Origin of the sequence: Olivibacter sp. 47 (assembly GCF_030372825.1) — a bacterium.
Classification (GTDB): Bacteria; Bacteroidota; Bacteroidia; order Sphingobacteriales; family Sphingobacteriaceae; genus Olivibacter; species Olivibacter oleidegradans.
The window spans coordinates 554,092-567,505 of record NZ_JAUCNR010000001.1 but is presented as its reverse complement, the minus strand read 5'-3'; the positions used below and the strand labels follow the sequence as shown (position 1 = coordinate 567,505).

The window sequence follows — 13,414 nt, the reverse complement described above, 5'->3', positions numbered from 1 at the left end:
ATTTTTCTTTATTAGCTAATAAACCGATGATTAAAATAGCTTACCAAATACAATCTCAATTGACATCCTACCTGCAATCAAAATCCTATATCCAATTATTTTTCATTTTTCTTATTGCTGAAATGACTTTTTCAGGTGTCACTGCTTTTATCGCGACCATGATTGACCCCGACTTAACCTATAATCCGATTGAAAAGGAAAGTATTTACGTTATCTTTATAATATCTGTTATCGTTGCACCGGTGATAGAGACCTTTATTTTCCAGCTGGCCGTTATCGAAATAGGATACGAGTTTAAGTTGAGGGGAAGATTGCCGGTGCTATTATCAGCTATCTTATTTGGTATTTCTCACTATTATAATTGGGTGTATGCGATGGTGATGGTCTTTACCGGATTCATTTTTGCCTACTCATACGTGTTTATCCGGAACCAGTACGATATCGCTAAAGCAACACTTTTTGTTGCCTCTTTACATGCTGCCTCCAATCTGGTATCCTTTTTAAACAACAATGTTTTTAATTTCTTCTAACAGTAAAAATAGTTATTAATTACGTTTGTTTATTTTGCTAAAAATATTAGTAATATTCAGTTGTTTTCAGTATCTTTGCCATAGAACCAAAGCCGAACCTGTCGATGGCAAAAAAAGACGATCTGTTATGGAAGGGGATATTGGAAGAGATCTTCGATGACTTCCTTCGTTTCATGCATCCCAAGGCTGATGAGATATACGACCTGAAAAAAGGGCATCGCCTTTCTCGATAAAGAACTCGAGCAGTTATTCCCGCCCGAAGAAGATGAATTTTCACCAAAAGTTGTGGACAAGCTGGCAAGAGTAAACACCTGGGAAGGGAAGGAGGAATGGATACTGATTCATGTAGAAGTACAAGGAAGGTATCAAAAGGATTTCCCCAGGCGTATGTTCACTTACTATTACAGGATATTGGACAAATACAACCGACGTATCAGTGCCTATGCCGTCTTTACGGACGGATACAAGATGAAGCGACCTGATAGATACGAAACCAGCTATCAAGGAACCAGTTTAACTTATCGCTTTAATACATACCAGCTGGCGCTGCAGAATGAAGAAGAATTATTGGAAAGTGGTAATCCGTTTGCAATCGCAGTATTGGTAGGAAGGGCAGCATTTATAGGAAGCAAGTACGGAGATAGTCAAGAAAGCGAGGCAGAGCTGATGAGCTTTAAGCTACAATTGCTACGCAAGCTGACTGAAAGAAGGATTAAAAGAAAGAAAATCAGGGCACTGATGAACTTTTTAAGGTATTATGTACGTTTTGAAAATGATGATAATAATGTTAAATTTGAACAAGAAATACAAACGGTTACAGGAAGGAGCGAAGCTATGGGCATAGAAGAATTACTGTTGGATAGAGCTACTAGGCAAGGTGAACAAAAAAAGAGCAAAGAGTTTGTAGAGAATCTATTGCTCGAATTCGGTTTTACCGATGAGCAAGCGGCCAAAGCCGCAAAAGTTTCTATTGAATTCGTTCAAAAAATCCGCGCCAAACTAGATAAGAAAAAGAAATAGACTAAGACATCTATTTATCATACATATTTAAGCCATGCATTAAACAACGTGCATGGCTTTTCTGTTTAAAATACTGTTGGCAGTTCAAACGAGGCTCCCGTGCTAAGAACAGTCTCATGGAATGAAATCTAACTATTTTTCAGTTCGCTTGGCAATACACCGAATTTACGCTTAAACGCCACGGTAAAATGCTGAGGGTGATTATATCCTACCTGATCGGCCACTTCGCTAACATAAAGGCCTTCTTCCAGCAGTAGCTGCTTAGCCCTTTCCATTTGCAAATCTCTCACATAACCGAATACCGTGGTGCCGAACAACTCTTTAAAACCGCGTTTCAGTTTGGTTTGATTAATACCGACAATTTTGGCTAAATCAATAATGGAGCAAGGCCTTCGGTAGTTCCGCTCGATGTAATGCTTTGCTTCATGCAGGCAGTCAATATCCGCAGGTTTTAACGTTGATACTGCACTTTCTGTTTTCATTAGCGTCTGAATCTGTAGCAACAAAAGCTCACGGGCTTTCGTCTCTAGGTACAATTGTTGCAGCGGCCCGGTAAAAACCTTACTGTCCATAGCGCCAAGACAACTGTACATATCAGGGATTATAGGAGAAGCAGGAGCGTTTCTATATTCTTCCTTACCAAAGCGGCTAAATAACTTGTCTGCAAGCAGCTCATCTTCTTCAACGAGCCCGTCTAAAAAGCTTTTCCGAAAAGCCATTTCAAAGAAGTTATATTGCTGGTTTTTACCTATATATCCGGATTCCGATTGATCCCTGTCTTGATAGTATAGCCGATAGGTGTTTAGAGAAGGTGCCCAGGGATTCTGCTTTGAGGTATTTAAGGTATCACCTAGCACAAAATGGGTGACATAAAATGAAGTGTCGAAGTGGATAACAAAGCTGATATCCTCGTTGGCTGCCTGCCTGCCACGTATTAAATGAAAATCATTTAAAGAGATGTCAGATAATTCCATCGATAGCGAATTATCTTCATACGAAAGCCTATGTTCCAATATGCGCGTATTGTGTTAATAGATGAGGCCGCATCAGCCCTTGACCCGGAAAACGAACAGGCTATCAGCAACGCCATTGCTAATATTTCCAGCGACCAAAACCGGACCATCATCATCATTGCCCATCGCCCTGCCACTATTCAGGCGGCCAACCATATCGTTGTACTGGAAAACGGCAGTGTCATAGAGCAGGGAAGCCCTCATGATCTGCTGCTGCAAAACGGCTATTATGCCAAATTCAGGCAGCAGCACAAGCAGCGTAGGGAATGGAAAGTGGAGTAATTATATGACGGCATCATGTTAATCACAAAACCTGAGCATTAAACAGTCATGCTATTTACCAATAGTAAAAAGTTATATTACCGGATATTTTTCCGTATTCGGCTAAGAGATTGTTGAGTTACTCCTAAATAGGAGGCAATATAAGCCAGTGGAATACGATTGATGAGCGATGGGTAATTTTCCATAAATTCTAAATATCTTGTGGTAGCATCTTGCGATATTACGGGGCCTTTTCTGGATTTTTGGTACATACATAGTTGCACCATTTTATTCTTAATGTTATCCCAACCAACGATAATATGGGAGAGTTCTTCCCAATCTTTTTTTGAAAATACAATTAGGTTACAATCTGTAATGGCTTGTAGATACTCAGAAGATGAAGTGTTTGCCTCCAAGTTAACATAATCACATACCAAGCTGTTTTCACTAATAAAACAACGTGTAATTTCATCACCCTTATTATTGTAATAACAGCCACGAATAACACCTTCAACTACAAAGCCGACCTCCTTTGGCACTTTTCCCGCTTCAGAGAAATAATCCTCTTTTTTTAATTCGCGTGGTTGCGCTTTACTTACGACCAGATCGATTTGCTGTTTATTAAGGTTGCCAAATCGCAGCATATATTCAATCATTTCTTCCATTAAGGCAAGTTAAACATAATATCACTTTACTTATTTACCATTTGATAAAAACTGTAATATGCCAATATGCTGGTTGAAATTAAACAAGAAGAAGAAATAGGCTAAATACATCTATTTATCGTACATATTTGAGCTATGCATTAAACAACGCTCATGGCTTTCTGTTTAATAATACTATTTGCCGTCCGAACGACGACTTCCCGGCAATAGCAAGCTGGCTTTAAGCTCCAGCCATACATAGATTTTGCCCCGCGCTATTTAACTTTATTTACGATATACTCTATAAACCAGTTTGGAAGTTTCTCTTCTTCCACAAGAATAGTTAGTTGTCCATCTTTTACTTCAGCGACTAGAAGCATGGTTTGCCCGGAATTGTCAAATAGATACGCCTTTTGTACTAATAGAACTGCTGGTAGAAGATTTTCTAAAGTTCGCGTATATCGTGTGATAATTTTATCTTTCGGAACAGCATGCCCTCCTTTTTCTACCCTGTTTTGTACGCGAGAAATATTAAGCTGACTATCATCAAGACATATAAAGTAAAGATAAGTTTTATACCCCAAATCTTTGGCATTTTGAATTTCATCCAATTTTGAAATATGACTCATCACCGTTTCAAAAGAATAGGAAATCCCTTTTTCCAGTAAGTGTTTACGAATGAAAGAGGTTATAAGTGAAGCTTCATAACTATGTGTATCCCGTGACCTATCAACGATTACGTTTTCTTTAATCCGAATATCAATTTTATGTCCCTCAGCCGCAGATTTTTCCAGAAGCGATTGCGTATTGGGCTTCCGAAAAAAAGAATGCAAATCCTTTTCCGTAAGGCTTAATCCAAAATTTTCTAAATTAACAAAGCCTGTCGAACTGATTTCTTTTTCGATAGCGTCTGAATTTACGAAATAGCCTGTATCAAATTGCTGGTTGATATCTTCGAACAAGGTAGATTTGCCAGATCCATTCGGGCCCGCAAAAACCCTTAGCCTTTTGGCTTTAGGCATAACGTCGCTCCTTTTTTGAGTTTTATATTACTAGGTGATTTTTTGATTTTTTTAATTGTCCTAACAGATCCGTCAGCGGACTTTTCGATCAAAGTGCCCTTCATGATTACTTGAACTGGGATCTCTAATGCTTTGGAAATCCTCGCAGCGCGTGACGATGCTTTCTTTGCCGCTTTGCTGACTGCGTTTCTTTCCATTATACTGGACAACCTATTTGACGATTTTGCTACATTACCCATTCTATTACCGCTTTGCTCAAATTTAATAAAAAAGAACTATATTTTAAACACAGCCGTTATATCACTGGGTTGACCTTATGGAATGAGCGCAAAGATGATTTAGGTTTGTCACAGCCGAAAAATTATGTGAAGAAGCGAAGTAGAGGGTATTGATCTTACATCACCCCGTTCAACAAAAAATACCATCAAGATTTACTTTTTAAGATGGCCTCAATTACCTCTTTTCTGTTTGAGAGTCCAAACTCGATCAAACTATTCAGAACCGGCCAAATCATCTGCGCATGGGAAGTGAGTTGATAATACGCAATATCTTGCGTAGGCGTGTATTCGACAACTTTCTGAACAAGTTGGTGTTCCTCCAGAATTGTCAATTCCTTACTTAGGACTTTTGGGGAAATACCCTTTGAAACTTCAAAAAAATCCTTAAACCGTAATCGCTCATGATAATAAATATTAAGAAGTAAACAGAACCTCCATTTACCTCCAAATAATTCTAACGTGTCTCGCAATGCCAAAAATCTTTTATTCAACATTTCTTCATCGTCGATACAGGGCTTTATCTTTTTTTCCATAGCGCTTTCCTTGAGGAAACTAAACGCAAATATAACGATATCGCGAACTACCTTTGTCCGATATATTACAGAAAATGAAAAAGATTTTTGTTACAGGTGCTACCGGAAATCAAGGAAGCGCCACCGTTTTAGAGTTATTAGATCATGGTTTCGACGTGACTGCTTTAACCCGAAATCCAAATAGTCCGGAAGCACAGCATTTAAAAAACAAAGGTGCTCATTTATTACAAGGAGATCTGGAAAACATTGATGCTTTACGCCCAACGTTGCAAACCATAGACGGACTATATCTTGTGCTGCCACCGGTTTGGATATCCAGCAAAGAGACTGATGAACAGGAAGCAGCGATGGGAATTCAGATCTTAGAGGTAGCCAAAGAATGCGGAGTCAATTTCGTTGTATATTCTTCGGTCATGGCATCAGATAAACAAGCAACCTTCCGTCCAAAATTCAAATTCAGTATTGAACAATACTTATGGGCCAGCGGGTTAAAGGGTGTGGTTCTCAGGCCAGCATCGTTTATGGAAAATCTTTTGCTGCCAAGTTTCGGTTTAGGAGAGGGGAAATTTATAAATCCCTTACCTGAAGATCGTGCGATCCCTTATGTTGCCACTAAGGATATAGGAACCTTTGCCAGAATTGTATTTCAAAACCCAAAACAATTCGAAGGGAAAACGATTGATTTAGGAAGCGACCTGTACACGCCGAAGCAAATTTTACAGCTACTGGAAAGTAAATTAAACCAATCCATCGAGTTTATAGAAGTCCCTCAAGAGCTATTATATCAACAAAGCAAAACATTCGCGCAACTGGTTGAAATGATCGAAAAGGAAGGCTACGATCCAATAGATTATTCGCTTATTAATCAATGGATGCCAAGCTTGACGACTTTTGATCAATGGATGGATGAGGTTGGCACAAAAAACATCAGGGCGTTACAACATAAAACATCCAACATCTCAAAACAGTGATATGCCTTCTGCTCCCCCATAAGACCTTTCGCTAGACAGCTTGATACATAAAAGTCTTTATTTTTTGATATTGATTGTATAATAAAAGATCATCCATTTTCTAATAACTCGCTAATGAATTGTAGTTGATCCAAATATAGAATCTTTGATAAAGGTACTGGTTGCCAATTTTAGCTTCGGAGGTGTTTAGTTGTAAGGAATCCCGTCCGTCGGCTACCTAATAAGCTATTTTGGCAACTCTTTTAAGGTGGTGCACCATCAACTATGCTGATCTAATCTTTGGTAAGCATTTCTGTACCTGTTTTATTAAGGGAAATAAAATCAGGAATATACTGTCCGAATTCATAGCATCATGTTAACCGGGAACCATTTTTGGAATAATGAACTTACCTTACTTTAGGTTGTTTTTTGCGGAGAGAAAAAAAACGTAACCCTTCATTACACTCCTTCGGATAAAATCCGCTCTTCTAAAATTTCTCTGTTTTCTTCTCCCCATCGGGCAGTTGATTCAATAACAGGAATAAGTGATTTTCCTAGTTCCGTCAATTCGTATTCCACTTTAAAGGGTTTGGTGTTATAATCTTTCTTTAAAATTAAACCATGTGCTACCAATTGATTCAGCTGTACATCCAACACCCTTCTGGAAGCTTTGGATAGGGTTCTGTGAATTTCTCCCGGTCGTTTGATGCCGTGGTAAATGCTCCAAAGAAGACTTATTTTCCATTTTCCGCTCATCACTTCCATAAAAAGATGCAGGCCACAATCCAGCATCACCGGTATTTTCTTTTGATACATAAGGCCAATTGCTAAACGATTCGGATACGGACAAATTTATCCGTTATTGCACACAAAATTACCTTCAGATACTTTTGTATAATAAAAGTAAACAAAAAAAATGAAGTACAAATTATTCGGCACACGCACCGGTCTGTATGCAAGTGAAATTATTCTAGGCGGAGCCGGTTTGGGCATCCGCAGCGGTTATGGATCAACTCCGGAGGAAGCACACGGTATCCTAACAAGCTATGCTAAGGCAGGTGGTAACTTTATCGACACTTCCGATAGATACCAGTTGGGCGAATCGGAAGAAATCATCGGGAGATTTCTGAAAGGTCAACGCCAGAATTTTATTATTTCCACAAAATATACGCAAAGTAGCAGTCCGAATCCTGGTATCAGCAATTTCGGAAATCACCGTAAAGCGATGCGTCAGGCCGTGGACGCAAGCCTCAAAAGATTGCAAACCGATTATATCGACATTTATATGCCGCATTATGACGATGGTTGCACCCCTTGGGAGGAAATTGCCCGCGGATTGGAAGATTTAGTACAATGCGGCAAGGTGCTTTATATGGGGCTAACCAATTTCCCTGCCTGGAAAACTGCTGCGATTGCCTCCTCGATTCCATTGAACGCCATCCAGATTGAATACAATTTGGTACAACGAACAGCAGATCGGGAATTTCTGGCAATGGCCAAAGAGTTTGGATTAGGAACCATGCTTTATTCTCCGCTTGCCGGCGGTTTATTAACCGGTAAATACAGGAAGGGTGCAACCGGGCGCTTGGCCAAAATAGCTGATGAAGCGCAACGGGAGGATGATATTACGAAGGAGATCCTTAACTACCTGGAGTTAGTGGCCAAAGAACATGATGCAAAGCCGGGGCAGGTCGCTTTTGCCTGGGCGTTATCCACTGGTCATTTTCCATTGGCGGGTGCCCGTAATATTAATCATTTGGAAGACAGCTTAAAAGCAGCAGAGATAGAATTAAACCCTGAAGAACTTTCCCGATTGGATGAATTAAGTAAAATCGTGTTAGGCTATCCGCACGACTTGCTTGTAAAAGTAAGAGGGTAGGCTTATTCAGTAAGGGAACCTGGTGTGTACTCGACGCAGAAGATAATAGAGCATAATTTACGGAAAAATTCCAATTATGGCTATTACTTTGGAAGATTAGCTTAGCCTCGGGAAAAGCAAAAAAGAGAGCAGCCTCATTTGCTGTGGAAGTCGAATTTATAAAGGTATTTTGAAGGGATGGGAAAGGTGGTGTTGATTGACGTTGAAAGACACACTTGGCATTCAAACAATAATTACGGAAGAATTTATTTTGTAAATTTGAAACTAATGCTAACAACTATTTTAAATTCGCATTACGTGTATTTATCAGTTACAGGTAACCTGAAGAAATGACAGTGATACAATGATACAACGAGAATTTGCTGACAAAGCTAAAGAGATTTTAGAGCCGGACGACAACGTGATTGGTTTGGCTGTTGCCGGTTCGTGGCTGACCAATGAAATAGATGAATTTTCTGACCTCGACCTAATTCTGGTAACGAAACAAAAAATTTCCAACGACAGCAATCGTATGCTCGACTATGCAAAAAGATTAGGGGATTTTTTGTCGGGATTTACGGGTGAGCACGTTGGAGAACCGAGATTATTGATTTGTCTTTATGACAATCCTCTTTTGCACGTAGATATAAAATTTTTAACACTTGACGAATTTCAAGTCCGTATTGAAACTCCAACTTTGCTAATCGACAAAGATAGACAACTTGAAAGAGCAATTCACTGTACCGAAGCGAAGTTTCCTTACCCGGACTATCAATGGATTGAAGATCGTTTTTGGACTTGGATCCATTACGCATTGCTAAAAATAGGGCGGGGAGAATATTTTGAAGCATATGACTTTATGGGATTTTTACGCATGGTTGTTTTTGGACCATTGCTCCATATCAAAAATGACAATTTACCCCGTGGTGTTAGAAAAGTAGAAACAGAACTGGAATCCGCAGATTTAGAAAAGTTAAAACGCACGATTCCAACCTATGATCGGCAATCCTTATTAGCTAGTTTGAGAAACGGAGTATCCTTATACAGACAATTAAGGACGGAACTTTTTGACAGCAAAGTGAGATTACAAAACGACACAGACAAAAAAGTGATGAATTATTTTGATGAAATACAAAAAAATAAAACCCTATAAAGAATTAGCGCGCTTCATTCATTTTTATTGGGAACTGAAGGGAGCTGAAAATGAAAAGCAATGGGAACGGGTTTTTCCCGATGGCTGTGCGGGCATTATACTGAATTTAGGAAATAAATGCCTGACAGATAACGGGGCGCTTTCGATGGAATTTGGAAAGACGTACGTAGTGGGTGCCATGAATTCTTTTAAAGATAGCTTTATTGATAACGATACGCATTTAATTGGTGTGTGCCTAAAACCGGCAACTTTTGCGAATTTCTATCGTCATGCTTCGCAAGACGAATTGACAAATAACACGGTCGAATTAGAAAAATCCAATTCATTTCGTGTTGATAAAGCATTTGAAAATCCATTCAATTATTTTGACCATTTTTATTCCGAAAGAATAAAAACCAAAACCAATCCATTACATGCTGTTATTGACCATATACATTCATCAAACGGAACAGCTAACATTTACGATCTGGCGAAAAGAAATTTTACAACCGTAAGACAACTGGAGCGAAATTTTAAAAAGCTCATCGGACTATCACCAAAAGAATATTCGAACATTATTCGTTTTCAGCATGCTTTGTCTTTAATCAAAGATTCGAAGCAAAACCGCAGCTTGTTCGATATTGCATTTGAATGCGGTTATTATGATCATTCACATCTTAGCAATGACATCAAACGAAATACGGGACTTTCACCATCATTACTTTAATTTGTCGCATTTTTACAAAGTGCCAGTCGTAGTGTAAAAGTAATTTGCGGAAATTATTTTTATCTGAATTTTATGCTGTCCTAAATTTCGTAAATCTACACCGTTATCCGCTTTTGATGGCACCACAATTTTGAATTTCAAGCGCAGTTTTAAAGAATGTTTGTTAAGGTGGAATAGAATGGTTATGTTTGATTATTGCAAATCGATCAATATGGAAATCACTACGCTTGAAGGTTTTTATAAGACAGCTTCAGATAATTTAAACAAAGACATCAGCCAGTTATTACCCCAGGGGCTTACAAAGGAAGTTGGCCATTTCAATGTATTTGATGTCAGTGAATTGGCAAAACTGATCAAAGTAAAGCCTAATATGACTTACAACAGGCGCGCCTACTATAAGATCAACCTAATTGATGGACGCAACCGGGCGGAATATGCTGATAAAGTAATTGATATCGAAACGCAGGCACTGATGTTTACCACGCCGAAGGTCCCTTATAACTGGATCGCCAAAGACATGGATCAGCGTGGCTACTTTTGCCTTTTCAGCGCGGATTTTCTTGCACAGTCCAAAAGTGGTGTTGTACTTGATGAACTGCCTATATTTAAGCCGGGGGGGTATCCCTGCTTCCATATCAATGAACAGGAAAAGGAAGAGATCAAAGCGATTTTCAGAAAGATGCATAAGGAGATCAATTCCGATTATGCGTATAAATATGACCTGATACGCAACTATTTAATGGAGCTGATCCATTACGGTCAAAAGTTGCAGCCTGCTACTGATCTTTACCAGGAGCATAACGCCTCGTCCCGTGTATCCTCATTGTTCGCCGAACTTTTGGAGCGGCAGTTTCCCATCGCCTCGCCATTTCAGGGACTTAAACTGCGTACGCCTAAAGACTATGCCGATCAGCTGTCTATCCATGTTAACTATCTGAACCGTGTACTGAAACAGCAGACCGGCCAGACGACAAAAAGCCTGATCAGTAATCGGATCATTCAGGAAGCCAAGATATTGCTCAGGCAAACGGAATGGAATGTGTCCGAGATCGCGTTTAGTTTAGGATTTGAAGAGGTCGCACATTTTTCTAACTTTTTCAAAAAGCAGACGGACTGCTCTCCTCTGACTTTCAGAAACTAGAGAAAGGTTTCGTTTTTGCAAACATTGTTTTGATTCTTGCAAAGTCCTCCTGATCCGTTCTTGCCAACTTTGTTCTATTAAATTAAAGAACATGGAATTAAGCAAGAACACAATTCTGATCACGGGAGGAACAAGTGGCTTTGGTTTTGAGTTTGCCTCCAGACTCCTTCAACTCGGCAATAGGGTGATCATCACCGGCAGGAACGAACAAAAACTGGAAGAGACAAAAAAGATTCTTCCTGGCATCCACACTATAAAAAGTGATGTTAGCAAGGTCGAGGATATCAGCTGTCTGTACAAAGAGGTAACAGAAAAGTTTCCCGAGCTGAACATGCTGATCAATAATGCCGGGGAGATGCGAAAGATTGCCCTGTATGAAGATCACGACCTGTATGATATTACCCGCGAAATAGAGATCAACCTGATGGGCCCCATTCGCATGGTCCAGGAGTTTCTGCCCCATCTTAAAAAACAGCAGACCGCTGCCATCCTAAATGTCACCTCCGGTATCGCACTTGGTGCGTTTCCAATTGCCCCTGTCTATAGCGCCAGTAAATCAGGATTACGATCCTTCACGCAATGTCTGCGGGTACAGGTTAAATCTACCGGCATCAAGGTATTCGAACTGATCGCCCCCGGCTCTACAACACCCCTGAATGAAAAGTTCAGGAATGGCGGCGAAGTTGATACCAAAATGTTAGTCTCACCCGAAAAAATTGTAGACGAAGCTATTAAAGGGATGATCAACAATACCTACGAGATCTTTCCCGGCAGTGCCAAGATCATGCGTATCCTGAGCAGGCTTGCCCCCAAATTCATGCTTTCGCAAGCCACTAAGATGGGCGAGAAAGCCATGTCCGGCAAATAATTTCCCTCAAAAAAATTCTACTTACAATCAAAATCATGGTTATGAACGATCAATTGACTTCAACAACTCCGCTGAGCCGCTGGCGCAGAACGGCTTTCATTGTTACCTTATTTTTGGTCAGCGCATTCAGCCAGATCGACCGCATATTACCTTTTATCCTTGCAGAGTCCATTAAAAAAGAATTGCACCTCAGTGATACGCAGTTAGGGCTGATCAATGGGATAGCCTTTGCAGCGATCTATTCACTGGCCTCCCTGCCGCTTGCACGGTTGGCTGATCGTGGGGCATCCAGGCAGGTTTTGCTCTGGTGTGTATTGATCTGGAGCATTATGACAGGACTGGGTGGTTTGTCGGCAGGTTTCCTGACAATGGCGCTTTCGCGCTTTGGCGTAGCCCTTGGAGAAGCCGGAGGAACACCCGCCAGTCATGCACTGATTGCGGGTAACATCCCAGAGCATCGGCGTGGTCGCGCGCTCGGCATTTTTTCGATGGGCATCCCTTTGGGTACAATGATAGGGTTTGGTGTCGGTGGCTGGGCAAGTGATCATATAGGCTGGCGCTTTGCTCTTTTTGTTGCGGGGGGTGTCGGATTACTATTGGTTATCCTGGTGTTGACGTTTACAGGGAAGACGGCCATTACTTCGAAGCAGCCCGGCAGTGCTACCGGCAATATCTGGTCCGCCGGCCGCGAGTTGCTGTCGAAACCTGCGTTCCTGTGGATGTTCATTGGCGCGAACTTTTTAGGTTTTGCCGCTGCGCCATTTTATGCCTTCACTGCACCGTTCCTGATACGGACACACGGCATGACAGCCAGCGAGGTGGGGCTATCCTTCGGCTTGTTACAAGGGCTGATGGGCATCATCGGCACAGTAGGCGGTGGACGGTTATTTGATAGCGCTTTAAACCGCGAGGCAAGCCGTTTATTGCATCCGCCAGCTATTGTTTTCAGCATCGCCGCAATTGCAACGATTGCAGGGCTCCTGGCGCCCGAAGGCTGGATGTCCATTGCGCTTTTTGTACCTGCTATGCTAGCCTTTGCGTTTCTGCTTCCATTTGCTTTTGGCGCAGGTCATCTTATAGCAGGGGCAAGGAAGCAGGCACTGTCTTCCAGTCTGCTTATGATCGCTTCCGGGTTATTAGGTCCGGCACTATCGCCGCTGCTCGTAGGCATGATCAGTGATGCGGTCGGTGCGGCTTATGAGGTAAACGGTTTGCGCTGGGGAATGATGATCGTTCCTGTTGCCAGTTTACTAAGCAGCATTGCCCTATTCATCGCCAGCAGAAAGATCAGAGGACACCTCGCCGTACCACCCAGACAAAATGTCGCTGCAGACATGGGCAACCAACTTTCACTTATTAAATAACATATTCACTGACTATCATGCAAACCTGCGCGTTTGCCATAACGGCTGGTAAAGCTGTGTAAATAGGTATTGT

Annotated in this window: 16 protein-coding genes; 11 read left to right on the top strand and 5 right to left on the bottom strand. The window is 41.0% G+C overall.

Annotated elements, in window-relative coordinates; all coding sequences use genetic code 11:
• Positions 1-26: 26 nt before the first annotated feature.
• The 3 genes from QT327_RS02445 (at position 27) to QT327_RS02435 (ending at position 1,550) form a co-directional block, all read left to right on the top strand.
• Positions 27-530, top strand: coding sequence for a CPBP family intramembrane glutamic endopeptidase (locus QT327_RS02445; protein WP_289551921.1), 504 nt, complete (start codon positions 27-29; stop codon positions 528-530).
• Positions 531-634: 104 nt separating this feature from the next.
• Entirely contained in the window at positions 635-763 is a 129-nt protein-coding gene (locus tag QT327_RS02440; protein ID WP_289551920.1) for a hypothetical protein, read from the top strand.
• A 52-nt stretch (positions 764-815) separates the two neighbouring features.
• A complete protein-coding gene (locus QT327_RS02435; protein ID WP_289551919.1) occupies positions 816-1,550 on the top strand; it encodes an RpnC/YadD family protein in 735 nt (244 codons plus the stop codon).
• A 128-nt stretch (positions 1,551-1,678) separates the two neighbouring features.
• On the opposite strand, the gene QT327_RS02430 is transcribed toward QT327_RS02435, so the two are convergent.
• The gene (locus tag QT327_RS02430; RefSeq protein WP_130855162.1) at positions 1,679-2,524 is read right to left on the bottom strand and encodes a helix-turn-helix transcriptional regulator; all 846 of its coding nucleotides are present in this window, start codon (positions 2,522-2,524) and stop codon (positions 1,679-1,681) included.
• 30 nt (positions 2,525-2,554) lie between these two features.
• Here QT327_RS02430 and QT327_RS02425 point away from each other — a divergent pair, with 30 nt between their 5' ends.
• Positions 2,555-2,845, top strand: a complete 291-nt coding sequence (locus tag QT327_RS02425; protein WP_210421319.1) for a hypothetical protein — start codon at positions 2,555-2,557, stop codon at positions 2,843-2,845.
• A gap of 77 nt (positions 2,846-2,922) precedes the next feature.
• Here the strand turns inward: QT327_RS02425 and QT327_RS02420 are convergent, their stop codons facing one another.
• From QT327_RS02420 to QT327_RS02410, 3 genes are all read right to left on the bottom strand, one after another.
• Entirely contained in the window at positions 2,923-3,489 is a 567-nt protein-coding gene (locus QT327_RS02420; RefSeq protein ID WP_013667662.1) for a Crp/Fnr family transcriptional regulator, read from the bottom strand.
• Positions 3,490-3,743: 254 nt separating this feature from the next.
• A complete protein-coding gene (locus QT327_RS02415) occupies positions 3,744-4,430 on the bottom strand; it encodes an ATPase (protein ID WP_207303730.1) in 687 nt (228 codons plus the stop codon).
• Between the two features lie 484 nt (positions 4,431-4,914).
• A complete protein-coding gene (locus tag QT327_RS02410; RefSeq protein ID WP_013667659.1) occupies positions 4,915-5,301 on the bottom strand; it encodes a winged helix-turn-helix transcriptional regulator in 387 nt (128 codons plus the stop codon).
• Between the two features lie 74 nt (positions 5,302-5,375).
• Here QT327_RS02410 and QT327_RS02405 point away from each other — a divergent pair, with 74 nt between their 5' ends.
• The gene (locus QT327_RS02405) at positions 5,376-6,272 is read left to right on the top strand and encodes an NmrA/HSCARG family protein (RefSeq protein ID WP_289551918.1); all 897 of its coding nucleotides are present in this window, start codon (positions 5,376-5,378) and stop codon (positions 6,270-6,272) included.
• A gap of 438 nt (positions 6,273-6,710) precedes the next feature.
• Here QT327_RS02405 and QT327_RS02400 read toward each other — a convergent pair whose 3' ends face one another.
• The gene (locus tag QT327_RS02400; protein ID WP_130855164.1) at positions 6,711-7,067 is read right to left on the bottom strand and encodes a winged helix-turn-helix transcriptional regulator; all 357 of its coding nucleotides are present in this window, start codon (positions 7,065-7,067) and stop codon (positions 6,711-6,713) included.
• A 100-nt stretch (positions 7,068-7,167) separates the two neighbouring features.
• Between QT327_RS02400 and QT327_RS02395 the strand changes: the two genes are divergently transcribed.
• The 6 genes from QT327_RS02395 to QT327_RS02370 all read left to right on the top strand — a co-directional run bounded on the left by QT327_RS02395 (position 7,168) and on the right by QT327_RS02370 (position 13,341).
• Positions 7,168-8,130: an aldo/keto reductase gene (locus tag QT327_RS02395; RefSeq protein ID WP_289551916.1), complete on the top strand. Its 963-nt coding sequence runs from the start codon at positions 7,168-7,170 to the stop codon at positions 8,128-8,130.
• A 343-nt stretch (positions 8,131-8,473) separates the two neighbouring features.
• Positions 8,474-9,262 carry a nucleotidyltransferase domain-containing protein gene (locus QT327_RS02390; protein ID WP_130855166.1) on the top strand — a complete coding sequence of 263 codons (789 nt, stop codon included), beginning with the start codon at positions 8,474-8,476 and terminating at the stop codon, positions 9,260-9,262.
• Positions 9,234-9,968 carry a helix-turn-helix domain-containing protein gene (locus QT327_RS02385; RefSeq protein ID WP_130855167.1) on the top strand — a complete coding sequence of 245 codons (735 nt, stop codon included), beginning with the start codon at positions 9,234-9,236 and terminating at the stop codon, positions 9,966-9,968. Before QT327_RS02390 ends, QT327_RS02385 begins: the two co-directional genes overlap by 29 nt.
• 211 nt (positions 9,969-10,179) lie before the next feature.
• Positions 10,180-11,109, top strand: coding sequence for a helix-turn-helix domain-containing protein (locus QT327_RS02380; protein WP_130855168.1), 930 nt, complete (start codon positions 10,180-10,182; stop codon positions 11,107-11,109).
• Between the two features lie 91 nt (positions 11,110-11,200).
• A complete protein-coding gene (locus QT327_RS02375; protein WP_149105928.1) occupies positions 11,201-11,977 on the top strand; it encodes an SDR family oxidoreductase in 777 nt (258 codons plus the stop codon).
• 41 nt (positions 11,978-12,018) lie between these two features.
• Positions 12,019-13,341: an MFS transporter gene (locus QT327_RS02370; RefSeq protein ID WP_149105927.1), complete on the top strand. Its 1,323-nt coding sequence runs from the start codon at positions 12,019-12,021 to the stop codon at positions 13,339-13,341.
• Positions 13,342-13,414: the final 73 nt, after the last annotated feature.